Origin of the sequence: Vogesella indigofera, from assembly GCF_028548395.1 — a bacterium.
GTDB classification, from domain to species: Bacteria; Pseudomonadota; Gammaproteobacteria; order Burkholderiales; family Chromobacteriaceae; genus Vogesella; species Vogesella indigofera_A.
Genome location: NZ_JAQQLA010000013.1, coordinates 1 through 18409 on the forward strand (window position 1 = coordinate 1; position 18409 = coordinate 18409).

At 64.5% G+C, this 18409-nt stretch carries 18 protein-coding genes; 3 read left to right on the forward strand and 15 right to left on the reverse strand.

The annotated features are described in order from the left end of the window. Positions 1–257 precede the first annotated feature (257 nt). Positions 258–902: a pyrimidine 5'-nucleotidase gene (locus PQU89_RS16575; RefSeq protein WP_272766762.1), complete on the forward strand. Its 645-nt coding sequence runs from the start codon at positions 258–260 to the stop codon at positions 900–902. On the opposite strand, the gene PQU89_RS16580 is transcribed toward PQU89_RS16575, so the two are convergent. From PQU89_RS16580 to PQU89_RS16590, 3 genes are all read right to left on the reverse strand, one after another. Then, on the reverse strand, positions 880–1965 hold the full coding sequence (locus PQU89_RS16580) for a VanZ family protein (protein ID WP_272766763.1): 1086 nt from the start codon (positions 1963–1965) through the stop codon (positions 880–882). The genes PQU89_RS16575 and PQU89_RS16580 overlap by 23 nt on opposite strands. 26 nt (positions 1966–1991) lie before the next feature. Further along, the gene (locus PQU89_RS16585; protein WP_272766764.1) at positions 1992–3062 is read right to left on the reverse strand and encodes a PLP-dependent cysteine synthase family protein; all 1071 of its coding nucleotides are present in this window, start codon (positions 3060–3062) and stop codon (positions 1992–1994) included. An 89-nt stretch (positions 3063–3151) separates the two neighbouring features. Then, the gene (locus tag PQU89_RS16590; protein ID WP_272766765.1) at positions 3152–3745 is read right to left on the reverse strand and encodes an OmpW/AlkL family protein; all 594 of its coding nucleotides are present in this window, start codon (positions 3743–3745) and stop codon (positions 3152–3154) included. 147 nt (positions 3746–3892) lie between these two features. Here PQU89_RS16590 and ubiD point away from each other — a divergent pair, with 147 nt between their 5' ends. Continuing rightward, complete coding sequence (gene ubiD / locus PQU89_RS16595; RefSeq protein WP_272766766.1) at positions 3893–5368, forward strand: 4-hydroxy-3-polyprenylbenzoate decarboxylase; 1476 nt, start codon at positions 3893–3895, stop codon at positions 5366–5368. Between the two features lie 241 nt (positions 5369–5609). Further along, the gene (locus PQU89_RS16600; protein WP_272758410.1) at positions 5610–5969 is read left to right on the forward strand and encodes a YggL family protein; all 360 of its coding nucleotides are present in this window, start codon (positions 5610–5612) and stop codon (positions 5967–5969) included. Between the two features lie 65 nt (positions 5970–6034). Here the strand turns inward: PQU89_RS16600 and PQU89_RS16605 are convergent, their stop codons facing one another. From PQU89_RS16605 to PQU89_RS16660, 12 genes are all read right to left on the reverse strand, one after another. Continuing rightward, positions 6035–6391, reverse strand: a complete 357-nt coding sequence (locus PQU89_RS16605; RefSeq protein ID WP_272766767.1) for a hypothetical protein — start codon at positions 6389–6391, stop codon at positions 6035–6037. Between the two features lie 168 nt (positions 6392–6559). Next, complete coding sequence (aspA, locus tag PQU89_RS16610) at positions 6560–7963, reverse strand: aspartate ammonia-lyase (RefSeq protein WP_272766768.1); 1404 nt, start codon at positions 7961–7963, stop codon at positions 6560–6562. 192 nt (positions 7964–8155) lie between these two features. After that, a complete protein-coding gene (locus PQU89_RS16615) occupies positions 8156–9067 on the reverse strand; it encodes a LysR substrate-binding domain-containing protein (protein WP_272766769.1) in 912 nt (303 codons plus the stop codon). Positions 9068–9181: 114 nt separating this feature from the next. Next, complete coding sequence (locus PQU89_RS16620; protein WP_272758416.1) at positions 9182–9427, reverse strand: DUF2164 domain-containing protein; 246 nt, start codon at positions 9425–9427, stop codon at positions 9182–9184. A gap of 60 nt (positions 9428–9487) precedes the next feature. Next, positions 9488–10798 carry a dicarboxylate/amino acid:cation symporter gene (locus PQU89_RS16625; RefSeq protein WP_272766770.1) on the reverse strand — a complete coding sequence of 437 codons (1311 nt, stop codon included), beginning with the start codon at positions 10796–10798 and terminating at the stop codon, positions 9488–9490. 298 nt (positions 10799–11096) lie between these two features. Next, on the reverse strand, positions 11097–12986 hold the full coding sequence (locus tag PQU89_RS16630) for a polysaccharide biosynthesis protein (protein ID WP_272766771.1): 1890 nt from the start codon (positions 12984–12986) through the stop codon (positions 11097–11099). A gap of 37 nt (positions 12987–13023) precedes the next feature. Beyond that, positions 13024–13665: a sugar transferase gene (locus PQU89_RS16635; RefSeq protein ID WP_272766772.1), complete on the reverse strand. Its 642-nt coding sequence runs from the start codon at positions 13663–13665 to the stop codon at positions 13024–13026. An 8-nt stretch (positions 13666–13673) separates the two neighbouring features. Further along, a complete protein-coding gene (locus PQU89_RS16640) occupies positions 13674–14837 on the reverse strand; it encodes a DegT/DnrJ/EryC1/StrS family aminotransferase (RefSeq protein ID WP_272766773.1) in 1164 nt (387 codons plus the stop codon). A 74-nt stretch (positions 14838–14911) separates the two neighbouring features. Continuing rightward, positions 14912–15955, reverse strand: coding sequence for an acyltransferase family protein (locus tag PQU89_RS16645; protein ID WP_272766774.1), 1044 nt, complete (start codon positions 15953–15955; stop codon positions 14912–14914). Between the two features lie 36 nt (positions 15956–15991). Beyond that, the gene (locus tag PQU89_RS16650) at positions 15992–17239 is read right to left on the reverse strand and encodes a glycosyltransferase family 4 protein (protein WP_272766775.1); all 1248 of its coding nucleotides are present in this window, start codon (positions 17237–17239) and stop codon (positions 15992–15994) included. Positions 17240–17257: 18 nt separating this feature from the next. Further along, the gene (locus tag PQU89_RS16655; RefSeq protein ID WP_272766776.1) at positions 17258–17944 is read right to left on the reverse strand and encodes a DUF1345 domain-containing protein; all 687 of its coding nucleotides are present in this window, start codon (positions 17942–17944) and stop codon (positions 17258–17260) included. A gap of 27 nt (positions 17945–17971) precedes the next feature. Then, positions 17972–18409: a hypothetical protein gene (locus PQU89_RS16660; protein ID WP_047967663.1), complete on the reverse strand. Its 438-nt coding sequence runs from the start codon at positions 18407–18409 to the stop codon at positions 17972–17974.

An 18409-nucleotide genomic window follows, 5' to 3' on the forward strand; every position in this document is an offset into this window, starting at 1 on the left:
ACACTTACACCTATCGGTTATTCGTTCTGTTAAAGAGCAGTGCTGAACCGCGTTTCGTTTGCGGCGTCAGCTGAGGAGGCGAACTATAGCGAAGCCGACCACCCGCGTCAACACCCCAACATGCAGTTTTTGACACAAAAACCACAAACCATTGATTTTAATGAGCAAGTAATTTGAAGAAAATTGGAAACCCAAGCCGGATTGGCTCTGCTACGCTGGATGACCTACTCCTCCCTCCCATAAAAACCCATTAATTCATGCAACGTCACTGGCTTTTCGATCTTGATGACACCCTGCACCACGCCGGCGCACAGGTATTTCCGCTGATTACGCTGCGGATGACCAGTTACATCATGCAACACCTGCAGGTTGACGAAGATGAGGCGCACCGCCTGCGCAAGCTGTACTGGCGTCGCTATGGTGCCACCCTCGGCGGCCTGATCAGGCATCACCACGTCGATGCCGACCATTTTCTGCGCAACACCCACGACATGGACGAACTGCTACCCCTGATCGACAGCAGTAACCAGCTACCGCAATTGCTGAGCCGTCTACCGGGACGCAAGTGGGTGTTTTCCAATGGTCCGCAGCATTATGTAGAGGCACTGATCGAACATCTGCGCATCGGCCATTTCTTTGAAGAGGTTTTCGGCATCGAACGCTTCGGCCAGCCCAAGCCGCGGGCGGCCGCTTTTCGGCAGGTACTGCGTCAAAGCGGCATTGCCGCCGAACGCTGCATCATGGTGGAGGATTCCCTGGCCAACCTGCGCACGGCGCGGCAGCTGGGCATGCGAACGGTGTGGATCAGCCAGCAGAAGCGCAAGCCGTGCTGGGTCGACTATCGTATCGGCAGCCTGAGCCAGTTGCCACGGCTGGCATTTAGCGCCGACCCTGCTGCTTGAGCGACAGCAACAGACAGGCAAAAGCCGCCAGCGGCCACAAGTCGGCCACCAGATCGACCAGTGCGCTCATGTTCAACAGATGGCCGTAGCTCCAGCGGAACAGCGACAGCACGTCGGACTGCAGACCGGACAGCGGCCAGAACGACACCACCAGCTGCGACAATAGCAGGCACAGCATGGCAGCCAGGGTTTGCGGCCAACGTTGGCCACGCGTCACCACCCACACCAGCAACAGGCCACCGAGCAGGCCCAGCGCGACGTTGAGGTTGACCCACTGGAAGAACAATGCTGGCTTCAGCAGCGCACCGGCGGTAACCAGTTTCAGCACGATCACCGTCAGCAGGAAGTAGACGATGGCGCGCAACTGGTACTGGCGCCGGCTCAGGAAGCAGGTCAGGAACAGCAGACTGCCGGCGAGATTCAGCATCGCACTGCCGCCTTCGATCAGAATCAGGAATAGCTGCGGATCTTGCAGCGGCGAGATATACGGCTGCGGCAGCCCCTCCGGCAACACCACCATGCCGAACAGAGGAATCGCCGGATTCAGCTGCGTCAGGAACCATAGCCCGATCAGCAGCAACGCGTAGTCGGCACTGCTATCGCTGACAAACCAGTGCCGGCGCAACGCCTTGCACTGCGCCCAGAAGCGGGAAAACAGCGGGAACGTCGCCAGCGTCGCGCCGCAAGCGGCGCCGCCGACGTTGTACAGCACGTCAAGATTGGAGGCGACGCGCAATGGCAGGAACTGCTGCAGCGTCTCCACCAGCACACTGCTGAGACTGGCCACCAGCATCGCCAAGCCCCAGCCCTGCCATTTGCGATGCGGCACCAGCGCCAGGCTGAAACCGTAGGGAATGTAGATCAGCAGGTTGACGGCATTGTCGAAAAAGCGGGTGTAGTACGGCAGCGGGTAAAACAGGAAGTCGAACAGCGGCAAGCCGGTATCCTGCCAGCCGGTAAACGGATAGGCACTGAGGAACACGATCAGCGCGGCATTGATCAATGCCGCATGCAGTGCGACATGGCTGCGATCGGAAGCAGGAGAAACGGAAGCGGAGCTCATCGGAATCGTCTGGCCAGGTAGGCGGCTCAGGCCTGCGCCTCCGACCACACGCCATCGTGGAAGAAACGACGATAGCGCGTCAACCACGGCGCGATGTCGTAGCCATGCTGCGCCAGCCAGGCCGGATCGAAGTAACTGTTGAGATAGCGGTTGCCGTCGTCGCACAGCAGCGTGACGATGCTGCCGCTCTGGCCGTTACGCTGCATCTGCGCCGCCAGCTGGCAGACGCCGTAGAAATTGGTCCCGGTGGAACCACCGCACTTGCGCCCGAGCACCTCCTCCAGAAAATGCACGGCGGCGTAGCTGGCGACGTTCGGCACGCGGATCATGTGATCCACCACCCCGGGAATGAAGGACGGCTCGACCCGCGGGCGACCGATGCCTTCCACCCCGGAGCCGCCGCTGCACTGCTGGTCGCGCTGACCACTATAGTAGCTGTCGTAGAACACCGAGTTTTCCGGATCCACCACGCACACCCGCGTCGCCAGGCGCTGGTAGCGCACGTAACGGCCAAAGGTGGCGCTGGTGCCGCCGGTGCCGGCACCGCACACGATCCACTCCGGCACCGGATGCGGCTCCAGCGCCATCTGCCGGAAAATGGTATCGGCGATATTGTTGTTGCCGCGCCAGTCGGTGGCACGCTCGGCGTAGGTGAACTGGTCCATGTAGTGGCCGTCCAGCTGCTGCGCCAGTTGCCGCGACACGTCATAGATAGTGGCCGGATCATCCACCAGGTGGCAGCGCCCACCGTAGAACTCGATGGCACGGATTTTCTCGGCCGAGGTGCTACGCGGCATCACCGCGATGAACGGCAGACCCAGCAGGCGGGCGAAGTAAGCCTCCGACACCGCGGTACTGCCGCTGGAAGCCTCGATGATGCTGGTACCGGCCTTGATCCAGCCGTTGCACAGACCGTAGAGGAACAGGGAACGCGCCAAGCGGTGCTTGAGGCTGCCGGTAGGATGGGTGGACTCGTCCTTGAAATAGAGCTGGATGTCGGGCAGCCCCGGCAGCGGCAAGGGAATCAGGTGCGTATCGCTGGAGCGATTGAAGTCTGCCTCGATCTTTTGTACTGCCTGCGCTACCCAGCTACTCATCGTCATCTCCTTGGAATAGACGCATTGTACCCGAGTCATGCAAAAAGGGCGCCGCAGCGCCCTTTTTCATGCCAACCGCAGCCGGTCGATCAGAACTTCATACCGATACCGACGCTGGTCACCAGCGGGTTGATGTCCAGCGTACCCAGGTCGGTACCATTGGAGCTGACTTTGGTCTTGATCCACAGCTTCTTCATGTCCAAGTTCAGGAACACGTCCTTGGTCAGAGGCATGTCGATACCGACCTGCAGCGCCGGGCCAAAGCTGTTCTTTTTCACGGTCCAAGGCAGCACGTCCGTATTTTTCACGTCGTAGAAGCGGGTGTAGTTGATACCGGCACCGGCGTACGGACGGAACTGGCCTTCCGGATTGAAGTGGTACTGCAACGTCAGCGTCGGTGGCAGCACTTTAACGGAGCCCAGCTTGCCCAGAGCAGAAGTCACATCATGCTTGGAAGTACCCAGGATCAGCTCGGCGCCAATGTTGTTGGTGAGCATGTAGGTGAAGTCTAGCTCGGGAATGGTGTCATTGCTGACATCGACATTCGCCGCTTGCAGCGTTTTATTTACCGAAGTTTGCGGATTTACGTTAGCAATACGCAAACGTGCGATGATGTCGCCCTGTGCCGCGAAGGCACCGGCGGACAAGGAAGCCAGAATGGCGGCGATAGCGAATTTTTTCATGGTTATCTCCAAGCAAGTTCTGCGAAAATTCTTCTTGTTCGCCAAAGCACTCTTAATTGACCAGCAACTTGTCGAGCACGGCGAAGACGTGCGGCAAGAATAACCTTGCTCTGAGGCAGGGTTTTTGCGTTAGATCATGAAACGATCATGAAATACCACGACCTGCGAGACTTCATTAGCCAACTGGAACGACAGCACGAGCTGAAGCGCATCAGCGTGCCGGTGTCGCCGCACCTGGAGATGACCGAGATCGGCGACCGCGTGCTGAAGGCCGGCGGCCCGGCGCTGCTGTTTGAAACGCCGCAACAGGGCGACAAGCGCTACGACATCCCGGTGCTGGCCAATCTGTTCGGCACCCCGCAGCGGGTGGCGATGGGCATGGGCGCCAACGACGTGATGCAGCTGCGCGAAATCGGCAAGACGTTGGCTTATCTGAAGGAGCCGGAACCGCCGAAGGGCTTGCGCGACGCCTGGGACAAGCTGCCGCTGCTGAAGCAGGTGCTGTCGATGGCGCCGAAGGAAGTAAAGAAGGCGCCGTGCCAGGACATCGTGTGGGAAGGCGACGAGGTGGATCTCTCGCGGCTGCCGATCCAGCACTGCTGGCCCGGCGACGTGGCACCGCTGATCACCTGGGGCCTCACCGTCACCCGCGGCCCCAACAAGAAACGCCAGAACCTGGGCATCTACCGCCAGCAGGTGATCGGCCGCAACCGCGTGATCATGCGCTGGCTGGCGCACCGCGGCGGCGCGCTGGACTACCGCGAATTCCGTGCGGCCAACCCGGATACGCCCTACCCGGTGGCGGTGGTGCTGGGTTGCGACCCGGCCACCATCCTCGGCGCGGTGACGCCGGTGCCGGACACGCTGTCGGAATACCAGTTCGCCGGCCTGCTGCGCGGTAGCCGCACCGAGCTGGTGAAATGCCTCGGCTCCGACCTGCAGGTGCCATCCAGCGCCGAAATCGTGCTGGAAGGTCACATTCACCCGAACGACATGGCGATGGAAGGCCCGTACGGCGACCACACCGGCTACTACAACGAGCAGGACAGCTTCCCGGTATTCACCATCGACCGCATCACCATGCGCGAGAAGCCGATCTACCACAGCACCTACACCGGCAAGCCGCCGGACGAGCCGGCCATTCTCGGCGTGGCGCTGAACGAGGTGTTCGTGCCCATCCTGCAGAAGCAGTTTCCGGAGATCGTCGACTTCTACCTGCCGCCGGAAGGCTGCAGCTACCGCATGGCGGTGGTGTCGATCAAGAAGCAGTACCCCGGCCACGCCAAGCGGGTGATGATGGGCTGCTGGAGCTTCCTGCGCCAGTTCATGTACACCAAGTTCATCGTGGTGGTCGACGACGACGTCAATACCCGCGACTGGAAGGAAGTGATCTGGGCGATTACCACGCGCATGGACCCGGTGCGCGACACCACCCTGATCGAGCACACCCCGATCGACTACCTGGACTTTGCCAGCCCAATTTCCGGACTGGGCGGCAAGATGGGACTGGATGCCACCAACAAGCTGCCGGGCGAAACCAGCCGCGAATGGGGCACCCCGATCGTGATGGACGCCGCCACCCGCCAGCGGGTGGATAGCCTGTGGCAGCAACTGGGACTGTAAGAACCTTCTCACGACCTGCCGCGACAGATCGCCAGATGGGGCGATACCGCATTGAAAACGGCTTCGGCAGGTGCATTTATATCCAAGCCAACGCCCTTCCTCAGGCGTTTTCGCCTTGTCTCGCGTGAGCTCGCGAGATCGTGAACACGCTCTGACACGTCGCCGGCGCAAATAATTGTGTTACCCCGGGCAGGGCGCGTTATCATCGCGCCCTGTCTGTACTTACCCCGGAGATCTCACCATGATTAATGCCAATTCCCGCCAGCGCCTGAAACGCCTGAAACCCCGCCAGCGCAAGAAGCTGCGCGTTGGTGAGTTCCAGGAACTGGGCTTTACCGTGATCGCCAACCTGAAAGACGACGCCGCTGCCGGCGCCCACGACGGCCTGCTGGATGCCTGGCTGGACGCGGTCGAGCAGCACGGTGTCAGCTTTGGCGGTCACTTCAGCGACGGCCAGCTGGACGGCATCGTATTCCCGATCAACGGCGTGGCGGTCACCGCCGAGATGCGCAGCGCGCTGAATGCCTGGCTGCAGGCACGCGCCGAAGTCAGCGACGTGGAATGCAGCGAGCTGCTGGACGTGTGGCACAGCGCCTGGTAAGGCTGCGGCCAACCCTGGCCCCATGAAAAAAGCCTCCGCATGCGGAGGCTTTTTTCTATGCCGCGTCAGGGCGCGGTCAGCCGGCGCCGCGCATACAACAGCAGGCCGTCGGCCAGATGCTGGTACAGCCGCGGCGCGCGCGACGGCGGACAGGGTTGGCCGCACAGCGGCGACGGATCGCCGGCCGCAGCCAGCGTCTGGCACAGCGCCAGCTGTTCGTGCTGCCACGCCAGCCAGTCGGCCTCGCCACGGCGTTGCAGGCGCTGGTACTGCTGCGGCCACGGCGCACCGGACTGCACGGTGCGCCAACCAAAAAACAGCAACGAATGCCACAGAGCAAAACTGCTGCGACACTGGCGACGGCACAGCGCCGGCAATACGGCGTTGATCGCCAGCAGCAAGGGCAACAAGGGCTGGGTCATGGGGCCTCCTTTTGTGCAATGCACAAAAAAGGTATAAACCGATTCTGCCGCCTTGCCAAGGCCCTTCGCCACATTGCCCCCTCTGCTGCCTCCTATCGAATCGGCACAAAAAAAGGCGTCACCATGCGGAAAACCGCACGGGGACGCCCTACAAAGGGACCTACAAACTTACAGCGTCACCCAGCGCGGGCTGGTCAGCGCCTCCGGCTGCAGCAGCTTGTCCAGCTGCTCGCGCGTCAGCAGGCCGCGACGCAGCACGATGTCGTAGACGCTGCCGCCGTTGGCGTGCGCCTCGGTCGCCACTTCGGTGGCGGCGGCATAGCCGATGTAGGGGTTCAGCGCCGTCACCAGACCGACGGAACGGTGCACGGTGTCCAGCAGGTAGTCGCGGTTGGCGGTGATGCCGACCACGCAGTTTTCGCGCAGCGTGTCGCAGGCCGCGGTCAGATGGCTGACGCTGCGGAACAGGCTGTAGGCGATCACCGGCTCGAAGGCATTCAGCTGCAGCTGGCCGGCTTCCGCCGCCATGGTCACCGTCATGTCGTTGCCGATCACTTCATACGCGACCTGGGTCACCACTTCCGGAATCACCGGGTTGACCTTGCCCGGCATGATCGAGGAGCCGGCCTGGCGCGGCGGCAGGTTGATCTCGCCGAGGCCGGCACGCGGCCCGGACGACAGCAGGCGCAGGTCGTTGCAGCTCTTGGACAGCTTCACCGCCACCCGCTTCAGCACGCCGGACAACTGCACGAAGGCGCCGCAGTCCTGCGTCGCCTCGATCAGATTCGGCGCGGTCTGCAGCGCGATGCCGGTCAGCGCCGACAGCTTCTCGCACACCAGCGGCGTGTAGTCCGGATGGGCGGTGATGCCGGTGCCGATGGCGGTGGCGCCAAGGTTGATCTCCAGCATCAGCGCGCTGGCTTCGTACAGCCGCTGCTCGTCCTCGCCCAGCATCACCGCGTAGGTGCGGAACTCCTGCCCCAGCGTCATCGGCACCGCGTCCTGCAACTGGGTGCGGCCCATCTTCAGCACGTCGGAAAATTCGTCGGCCTTGTCGTCGAAGGCGTCACGCAGGCGAGCCATCGCCGCCAGCAGGCGCTGCACGCCCCAGAACGTCGCCAGCCGCAGCGCGGTCGGGTACACGTCGTTGGTGCTCTGCCCCATGTTGACGTGCTCGTTGGGGTGCAGGTACTGGTACTCGCCCTTGCCGTGGCCGAGGATCTCCAGCGCGCGGTTGGCGATCACCTCGTTGGCGTTCATATTGGTGGAGGTGCCGGCACCGCCCTGGATCACGTCGACCACGAACTGCTCGTGCAGCTTGCCGCCACGGATTTCCTCGCACGCCAGCACGATGGCGTCCTTGTGCACGGTACCGAGCAGGCCGAGCTGGTGGTTGGCCTGCGCCGCCGCCTGCTTGATCACCGCCAGCGCGCGGATCAGGTCGCCGTAACCGGCGATGGTCTGGCCGGTGATGGGGAAGTTCTCGATGGCGCGCAGGGTATGCACACCCCAGTAAACGTGGGCAGGGACCTCGCGGTCGCCGAGCAGATCGTGTTCAAGACGGGTAGCCATAGCGTGGTTCTTGTGTGGGGAAGGATGGCCGCCACTGTAGCGCCGCCGTGACAGCCCCGACCAATTCCGAATGGCGATGGGATGATGCAGGATTTGCATGATCGGCCATCATGTCGCCAACGCGCGATCAAAAACCAAGAACATGCGGCCAACCTTGCACCAAGGTTGGCCGCAATAGTGGGTTATGCCGCGCTACACCGCCGGATAGCGCGCCGCCAGCTGTTGCCACAGCGCATCCAGCGCCGGCAGCTCGCGCCGCGCGTCGCGGTAGACGCGGATCTCCATCGGCAGCGTCCACTGCTCGCCACCGGCAGCACACAACTGGCCGGCCGCCAGCTCGCGCTGCACCGCGCTGTGCGGCAGGAAGGCGACACCGTGCCCTTCCAGCACCATCGCCTTCAGCCCCTCAGCCATGTCGGTCTCGAAACACTGCCGCAGCGCGCACACCGCCGGCGCCCGCGCCAGGATCAGGTCGGTCATGCGCCGGAAGTAGGCGTTCGGGCCGTAGCCGAGGAAGGGCAGCGGTGCGGCACTACTGCCGGGCAGCTGCCACTGCGGCTGGCCGTCCGCCAGCGCGCGCGCGAACGGCCCCAGCGTCTCGCTGCCCAAGCGCAGGCCGGGATAGCGGCCGGCGCTCAGCTCCACCGGATGGCGCGGATGGTGGTAACACAGCAGCAGATCGGCATTGCCCTCCACCAGCGCCACCACCGCGTCGTGCACGTTGTGCGCCAGCAGGCGCCACGACACCTCGCCCAGAGCCGCGCGCTCGTCCGCCAGCCAGCGCGGCACGAAGCCGAACGACAGCGTGTGCGGCACCGCCAGCGTCAGCGTGGTGCCGTCCGCCGCGTGCAGGCCGCGCAGCAGGGTGCGGGTGCTGGACAGCTCGCCGACCAGCTGCCGCGCCTTGTCCAGCAGCAGCTCGCCGGCCGGCGTCAGCCGCGTCGGCCAGGTAGTGCGGTCGATCAGGTCGGCGCCCAGCCACTGCTCCAGCGCCTTGATGCGGCGCGAGAACGCCGGTTGCGTCAGGTGGCGCAATTCGGCGGAGCGGGTAAAGCTGCCAGTCTCGGCCAATACCAGAAAGTCTTCCAGCCAGCGGGTTTCCATAGCACACCTCCTGCAATGGCCAGCAGCGTAATCGCTCTGCCGGCCGCACGCAAAAAAGGTTGGCCGCATGATCGCTCATGCGGCCAACCTTTTTATCACCTCAACGGATGCGCCTCAGTCGCGCTCCAGCTCCCACAGTGCCGACTGCAGCGACTCCATGCGCGCATCCAGTGCGCTGCGGGCATCGGCCAGCGCCCGGTTGTAGATCGCCGGACCGATGCGCCCGGCGACAAACAGCAGCAGCGACTGCGCGTCGAACGCGCCCAGCTCCACCCCGAACTCGCTATCCAGCTGGCTTTGCAGCGCGGGGGCCAGCTCGGCAAGCTGGGCGTGGCTGAGGAAACGTTCGTCGCGACTCATGGCAAGACTCCGGAATGACACGCTGCCGCCGGGCGGCGGCAGCGCAAAACACGCAGTCTATCAGCCCTGCTTGGCAAATGCCGGCGTCAGCTCGATGTCCTTGCGGCCATCCTGATCTTCGTCATCGTCCACTTCCGGCAGCGCGGCAGTCAGTTCTTTCTCGCTTTTCGCCACCACGCAGGCGGCAATGGCGTTACCCAGCACGTTGGTCGCGGAACGGCCCATGTCCAGGAAGTGGTCGACGCCCAAGAGCAGCAGCAGGCCGGCTTCCGGAATGTTGAACTGCGACAGGGTAGCGGCAATCACCACCAGCGACGCGCGCGGCACGCCGGCGATGCCCTTGGAGGTCACCATCAGCACCAGCAGCATGGTGATTTCCTGCGACAGCGACAGGTCGATACCGTAGGCCTGGGCGATGAAGATGGCGGCGAAGGTGCAGTACATCATCGAGCCGTCAAGGTTGAACGAGTAACCCATGGGCATCACGAAGCTGGCGATGCGGTCGGAGCAGCCGAAGCGCTTCAGGCCTTGCAGGGTTTTCGGATAGGCGGCTTCCGAGCTGGCCGTGGTGAACGCCAGCAGTGCCGGCTCGCGCACCGCGCGCAGCAGCTCGATGACGCGGCCCTTCAGGAAGATGGCGCCCATGGCCAGCAAGGCCAGCCACAGCAGGCCCAGCGACAGGTAGAACTGCGCCATGAAGCTGCCGTAGGTGGACAGAATGCCCAGACCCTCTTTCGCCACCATGCCGGCAATCGCCGCGAATACCGCGAACGGCGCGAAGTTCATCACGTAGCCGGTAACCTTCAGCATGATGTGGGCCACCGCATCGATGGCGTCGATCAGCCCCTTGGCCTTGTCGCCGATGGCGGCGGCGCCGGTGCCGAAGAACATCGAGAACACCACGATGGCGAGGATCTCGTTCTTGGCCATCGCGTCAAACACGCTCTTCGGAATCAGGTGACTGATGAAGTCCTTCAGCGACAACGCACCCTTCTCGATACCGGAGCTGGCAGCCACATCCGGCAGCGGCAGGCCGAGGCCGACACCCGGCTTCAGCAGGTTGACCATGATCAGGCCCAGCGTCAGCGATACCAGCGACGCGGTCAGGAACCAGCCCATCGCCTTGGCGCCGATGCGGCCAACGGTAGCCGCGTCACCCATGCGGGCAATGCCAACCACCAGGGTGGAGAACACCAGCGGCGCGATGATCATCTTGATCAGGCGCAGGAAGATATCGGTCAGGATGGACAGCTGGTCGGCAAAGGCGGTGATCGCAGCAGGGCTGGATGCCAGCTCGCGGAAGAGGTAGCCACAGAAGATGCCCAGCACCATGGCGACGAGGATCATCTTGGTCAGACGGTTGAGTTTCACGGGGGACTCCATGCATATGAGGGTCAGTAATACTTCGTAGTACCGGGCGGGCCCGGTGCGCCGGCATCTAGGTGTGCCGTTGTCTGGGCTGCGATATAGCACGTGCCATGCCAGCCCCCGCCATTGCCAAGCCCATGATTTGCAAGGCAATAAATCGGCGGCACCGGCGACAGCAACGGCAAGCCGAACAGTCACCCGATCGGCATCCGGATTTCCGAACACCCTGCCGCCGTCGCGCGGCCATAAAAAAACCGCCCGTCATGGCCGGCATGACGGGCGGTTTGATGGCAGCGTTGCTTCAGTCGCCGCCGCCGGCCTGCGCCACCCAGTCGGCGGTGTGCGCCGCCGCCTTGAATTCGTGCACCACCTGTTGCAGCTCGGCAAAGGCGCGCGGCGCGTCCAGCGCGGCGCAGGCACTGCGCAACGCCGCCAAATGGCCGGCCAGCTGCGCCGGCGGCAGGTGGTACTCCTGCGCCCGCATGATGCGCGGATGGTCGGTGGCCAGCACGCCGTCGCCGATCAGCAGCTCCTCGTACAGCTTTTCGCCTGGGCGCAGCCCGGTGCAGCGGATCTCGATGTCGCCGTGCGGGTGGTAGTCGTCGCGCACCTCCAGCCCGGACAAGTGGATCATGCGCCGCGCGAGATCGATGATCTTCACCGGCTCGCCCATGTCCAGCACGAACACGTCGCCGCCCTCGCCCATCGCGCCGGCCTGGATCACCAGCTGCGCCGCCTCCGGAATGGTCATGAAGTAGCGGGTGATGTCCGGGTGGGTCAGCGTCACCGGCCCGCCACTGGCGATCTGCTGCTTGAACAGCGGCACCACCGAGCCGGAGCTGCCCAGCACGTTGCCGAAGCGCACCATCACGAAACGGGTGCGGCTGCCGGCGGCGTGGCGCGCCTGCAGCGTCAGCTCGGCCAGGCGCTTGCTGGCACCCATCACGTTGGTGGGCCGCACCGCCTTGTCGGTGGAAATCAGCACGAAGGTGGCGACGCCGGCGTCCTGTGCCGCCTGCGCGCAGCTGTCGGTGCCGAAGGCGTTGTTGACGATGCCGGCCACCGGATTGTGCTCCACCATCGGCACATGTTTATAAGCCGCCGCGTGGTACACCGTCTCCACCACGAACGCCTGCAGCACCGAGGAGAGCCGCGCGGTATCGGTGACGCTGCCCAGCACCGGCGTGCGCGCCACCGCCGGCGCCAGCCGCGCCAGCTCCTGGTCGATCGCGTACAGCGCGTATTCACTCAGCTCGAACAGCACGATGCGCGCCGGACGGTTTTTCACGATCTGCCGGCACAGCTCGGCGCCGATGGAGCCGCCGGCGCCGGTGACCATCACCACCTTGCCGCGGATGTTGGCCGCCAGCAGTTCCGGCTGCGGCGGCACCTGGTCGCGACCGAGCACATCGTCGATCTCCACCTCGCGCAACTCTTCCACCCGTACCTCGCCGGACACCAGGTCGGCCATCCCCGGCAGGCGCTTGATCGGCACGTGCAGCGTTTCCAGCTGCTCCAGGATCTGGCGGTGGCGGCCGCGGCTGGCCGACGGCATCGCCAGCAGGATCGCCTCCGCCCCGCTGTCCTGCAGCAGCTGCGGCAGGGTCAGCGGGTCGTGCACTGTCAGGCCACGGTAGGTGCGGCGCCACAGCTGCGGGTTGTCATCGACAAAGGCCAGCGGCCGGTATTCGCGCCCCTCGTGCAACGCTGCCATCAGCTGCAGCCCGGCACGGCCGGCGCCGTAGATGATCACCGGCCGCCGGGGCGCGTCCAGCGCGTCGATGCGGCGCACGATGCCGCGCAGAAAAAAGCGGCTGCCGCCGATGTAGGCCATCGCGAACACCCAGAAGATCACGATGGCGGTACGCGGAAACGGCGCGATGCCGGCCATCAGGATCACCGCCATCAGCAGCAGCACCGACAGCGACACGCCAACGAACACGGTGTACACGATGCGGTCATCCAGAAACTTCAGCACCGCGCGGTACAGGCCGAGCTTGATGAAGATGGGCAGCACCCACAGCGGCGGCACCGCGAAAATCCACAGGTATGGGTCCAGCTTCGGGTCCCAGTTGCCGCCCAGGCGCAGCAGCACCGCGCTCCACAGCGCCAGCGGCAGCAGCAACGCATCCAGCAGCATCAAGAGCGCCATCTTGTGGTGGCGCGAGAAGGACAGCAGTTTTTCCAGCATGTTGTTCCCAAGGTTGGCCGCAGACCGGGCCGAAAGCTCAGCGCGACACGATCTTCAGCAAGGTGGCGACGATGATCAGCACATCGCCCCACAGCGTGTAGCTGCGCGCGTACTGCACGTAGTAGTCCAGCTTCTGCGGCAGGATCGATTCGACATACATCTTCTCCGCATCCGCCGCTTTGCCGAGCAGCTCGTTCTCGTCGATCATGCGGATCGACGCCCAGTCGGTAATGCCGGGGCGTACCGACAGCACGATCGCCTTCACCGCCGCCGGATAGTGTGCCACGTACTTCGGCACCTCCGGCCGCGGGCCGACCAGGCTCATGTCGCCGAACAGCACGTCCAGGAGCTGCGGCAGCTCGTCGAGCTTGGTCTTGCGCAGCAGGCGCCCGGCGCGGGTGACGCGGGCGTCGGCGCCCACCGTCAGCTGGCCGGAGGATTCGGCACCGATCTGCATGGTGCGGAACTTGTGGATGCGGAACAGCTGACCGCCACGCCCTACCCGCACCTGGCGGAAGAACACCGGCCCCGGCGAATCCAGCTTCACCCACAACGCGATGGCCAGCAGCAGCGGCCAGATCAGCCACAGCCCGCACAGCACCGCCGTCAGGTCGAACAGGCGCTTGAGCAGCGGCGAGCCGTGGGTGGCAGCCAAGGTTGGCCGCAGATTATCAGGCATCTGGCTCATCATTTGCCCAGCAGCTGGCGCACCGCGGCAATCACGCGGCTCTGGTCGTCGTCCGTCATGCGGGTGTACAGCGGCAGCGTCACCTCGGCCTCGAACGCGGCGTCGGCCACCGGGAAGCTCTCGCGCTTCAGGCCGTAACCGTCGCGCCATACCGGCTGGCGATGCAGCGGGATGAAGTGCACCGAGCAGCCGATGCCCAGCTCCGCCATGCGCACGATGAAGTCGTCACGGCTGATGCCGGCTTCCGGCTTGAGGCGCACCGGGTACAGGTGCCAGGCGTGGTTGCTGCCGGCCTCCGTCGGCCGCGCCGGCAGGATCAGCGGCAGGTCGCCAAGCGCCTCATCGAAGCGTGCGGCCAACGTTTCGCGCTTGTGCAGGAAGGCGTTGATCTTCTTCAGCTGGTGGATGCCCATCGCCGCGGCGGTGTCCGGCATGTTGTACTTGTAGCCGGGGGCGACCACCTCGTAATACCAGGCCGGCGTCTTGGAGGTGTAGCGGTCGAAGGCGTCGCGGCTGATGCCGTGTAGGCGCATCACCTTGCAGCGCGCGATGATGTCCTTGTTCTTGGACACCACCATGCCGCCCTCGCCGGTGGTCATGGTCTTGTTGGCGTAGAAGCTGAACACCGTCACATCGGAATCCAGCGTGCCGATCAGCTTGCCCTTGTAGTAGGTGGGCATGGCGTGGGCGGCGTCTTCGACAATTTTCAGGCCGTGCTCGCGGGCAATGGCAATGATGGCGTCCATGTCGCAGGCCAGGCCGGCAAAGTGCACCGGCATGATGGCGCGGGTCTTGGCCGTGATGGCGGCGCGGATCGCCTCCGGGCGGATGTTGAAGGTCACCGGGTCCACGTCCACGATCACCGGATGGGCGCCGAGGTAGCGCACCACCTCGGCGGTGGCGGTAAAGGTGTAGCTGGGCACGATCACCTCGTCACCCTCTTTCACCCCGACCGCCTCCAGCGCCAGATGCAGGCCGGCGGTGGCGGAATTCACCGCGATCGCTTCCACGCCGTCACCGATAAATGCCGCAAAATCGGCCTCGAACTGCTTGGTCTTGGGGCCGGTGGTTACCCAGCCGGAACGCAGTGCATCGACCACTTCGTTGATTTCGTCTTCGCCGATATCCGGCAGTGCAAACGGTAGAAACTTCTGTTCAGCCATTATTCAGTCTTTCATTACCATGCCGGCGGCACCGTGCCACCGGGTAAAAATCCTTGCGGCCAACCTTGGCCGTCTCACTTCAGCTTGTCCGCCAGCCGCTTGCCGATCTTCTGCGTCGGCAGCTCCACGAAACGGTTGATCGCCAGCGCCATGTACCAGGTCGCAGCCAGCGCGATGGCCACCATCAGCCACCACGGGGTGCCGTATTGTGCCAGCGCGAACAGGATGGCGTAACCGGCCACCGAGTGGCACACGTACCAGGCGTAGCTGACGCCGGCCACCCGCGTCAGCAACGGCGCGGCCACCAGCCGCGGCCACAACGCGCCGGCGACGAACAACGCCACGCCGATGCCGTAGCTGGCATACAACTCTACCGAGCCCCAGTTGCTCACCCACACGAACAGCCCCAGCATGGCGAGGAAATGCAGCACGGTTTCCCATTTGCCGGCCTGCCCGGTCTGGTAGAAGTACAGCCAGCAGCCGGCGAACATCAGCGGGAAGTAGCAGACGATGGTCTGGAAATTATTGGGCTCGGCGAAGCGGCACAGCCAGCCGATCAGCGGCAGCAGCAGCCAGATCGCCCACTTGATGCGCCGGCCGGTGAGCGCGAACGCCGCGCCGAGCATGGCGTAGAACCACAGTTCCACCTTCAGCGTCCACATCACCGGGTCGATGTTGCGCCCGCCCAGCCAGTCCTGGAACGCGATGCTGGCGTGGCCCAGCACATCGGCGGGGCTGACGTCGAACTCGCCATCCGGCAGCCGGGAGGCCAGCCACAGCGCGCCCACAGTCAGCGCCAGCCCCGCCCAGTAGGTGGGGTAGATGCGGAACAGGCGCGACACCGCGAAACGCGCCGCGCCCATGCGGGTGAGCGACAGCGGGATCAGCAGCCCGGAGATCAGCAGGAACAGCCCCACCCCCACCGCGCCGAGGTTGAACGGCAGCACGAAGGAAGCGTCGTGGTAGCCGTCCAGCGGCGGCAGATGCATTACCTCGCCGATGCGGTCGCGGCGCTGCCAGAAGATCTGCGTGTAGTGGAACAGCACCACGGCCAGCATGGCCAGCCCGCGCAGGCCGTCGGCAAAGTCGAAGCGGATGTGTTGCTGTTGCTGGCTCATGCTGCTCTCGTCATCAAAAGGTTGGCCGCAGGCCGCTTAGCGCATGGCCTGCAGGAAGCATCTCGCCAGCACCGCGTAGTCGTGCTTGGCGAGCACGTACGCCTTGCCGGCGGCGCCCATGCGGCCGCGCTGGTTCGGCGTCAGTGCCGCCATGCGCCGCAGGCCGTCGGCGATGGCCACCGGGTCTTCCGCGCCGACGCTGATGCCGGCGCCGGCATCAAGCACCATGTCGTTGCCGGCCTCCACCGAGTGCAGCACCGGCTTGGCGGCCATAAGGTAGTCGAACAGCTTGTTGGGGTTGATGCCGAAGCGGTAGATCGGCAGCTTGCGCCAGCCGATGTACAGCGCGTCGCACTCGGCGAGGAAAGCCGGCACCGCGCGTTTGGGAATGGCCGGCAGGAAGCTGACATTGCCCAGCCCCAGCTGCTGTGCCTGCGCCTGCAGCGCCGCCTTGTCCGGGCCGTCGCCGACCAGCACGATGTGCAGACCGGCATCCGCCGGCAGCAGGCTGGCCGCCTGCAGCAGGCTGGCCGCCTGCAGCAGGAAGTCCAGCGCGTTGGCGAGGCCATGCCCGCCGGCGTAGCCAACGATGAAGCGCTTGTCGGCCTTCAGTTCCGCCAGCCGCATGCGGTGCTCGGCCGGCAGCGGCTCGCTGGCGCCCTGCCATTCTGACACGTCCACGCCGTTGGGGATCACCACGTATTTTTCCGGCGCCATGCCGTGCGCCAGCATGTAGTCCTTGGCACAGGGCAGCATCGACACCACGGTGTCCGCCTTGCGGTAGCCGAAGTCCTCCGCCCACTGCAGCAGGCGGATGAACGGGTGCTTCGGACTCATGCCGCCCACTTCCACCGGCGTCAGCGGCCACAGGTCATGCACCTCGTACACCAGCCTGGCACCGGTCTTGCCGGCGATGAAGGCCGCCGGTACGGTGTCCAGCGGGTAGGTGGAGGACGCGATCACCACCTCCGGCCGCCACTCTTTGAGATAGCGCCCGGACAGGCCCATCACCCGGCCGAGGAAACGGAAGATGTTGAGCACCCGCTTCAGGCCGTTGCCTTCGTACTTCGGCGTCTTGCACCAGGTGTAGCGGATGCCGTCGATGTCCTCGTCGGCATAGTTGGCCGCAAGCGTCGGGTTGTGCTGGCGCAGGTGCGAGTAGTCCGCCGCCACGATGTGCACTTCGTGCCCGGCCTTCACCCATTCGCGGGCCAGGTAGTAGGGGCGGAATTCCATGCCGTGCCGCGGGCTGCCGGCGTAGTGGTTGATGTAGAGAATGCGCACGTTATCGGGTCTGTTCGGTTAAGGGGTCAGCGACATCAGCCCGGCGGCGATGTTGATCATCAGCGCCAGCACCGTGGTGTTGAAGGCAAACGACAGCAGGCAGTGCAGGGTGCCGATGCGGCGCATCGCACGCGAGCTGAGCGCGACATCCGCGGTCTGCGCCGAGGTGCCGATCACCACTGAAAAGTAGAAAAAATCGCTGTAATTCGGGGTTTCCTGGCCGGGGAAATCCAGCCCCGGCGGCTGGCGACGATGACGCGCCAGAAAATAGCTGTGCGCGTAGTGCAGCGCGAACATGGTCTGCGTGAACAGCCAAGAGGTGACGATGGTCAGCCCGCTCAGCGTGATATGGCCGAGGCGCTGCACGCCGACCGCCTGCCGCGCCAGCGACAGCTCGACCACGATCGCCAGCAGGCACACCAGCGCCGACACCACCACCAGCAACAGCAGCACATGGCGGCCCTCGTCCTGTACCTGCGCGTGGCGGTGGATCTTGTCGTCGTCGCTCTGCCGCATCATGTGCGCGGCCAGCAACAGGTAGAGGCAGGCGCCGCCGTTCCAGCCGACCAGAAAGACGCTCAGTGGCGGCATCGGGCTGAACCACGGCACCAGCCGCGCCAGCAGCACGCCGCACAGAATGGCGACCAGCAAGCGCGGATGGGCACGCAACAGGCGCAGCGGCAGGCTGGTATGGGGTCGGTTCATCGCAGGCTCCCGCTCAAGCACGACGGTTCACGGTTCCAGCCCGGCGCCGCGCTGCATGCGCTTCCAGTCGTTGCGGGCAAACCACACTCCCAGTATCGACCAGATCATGCCATCGCTCATCAGCCGTTCCGAGGTCGGGATCGCGCCGCTGTAGGCCCAGTTCATGCCCACCATCAGGCAGGCCAGCGCCATGCCCTTGCTGGCCAGACCATAGGCGAACAGGAAGCGCAGCTGGCCGCCGGCGGCGACGCGGCGCCAGCGCGCGTAGTCGTTGTCGCGCAGCTTGGCGAACCAGGCGTTGCTGCGCAGCTGCCAGATCGCGTACACCATCGCCACCACCAGGTGGGTGGCGACATTGCCCAGCGTCAGCGGCATGTCGTACAGCCCCCAGTGCAGCAGGGTAAACAGCAGCCCCAGCGGCAGCGATACCAGCAGCAGGGTTTGCGGGGCGGTTTGCCAGTTCAT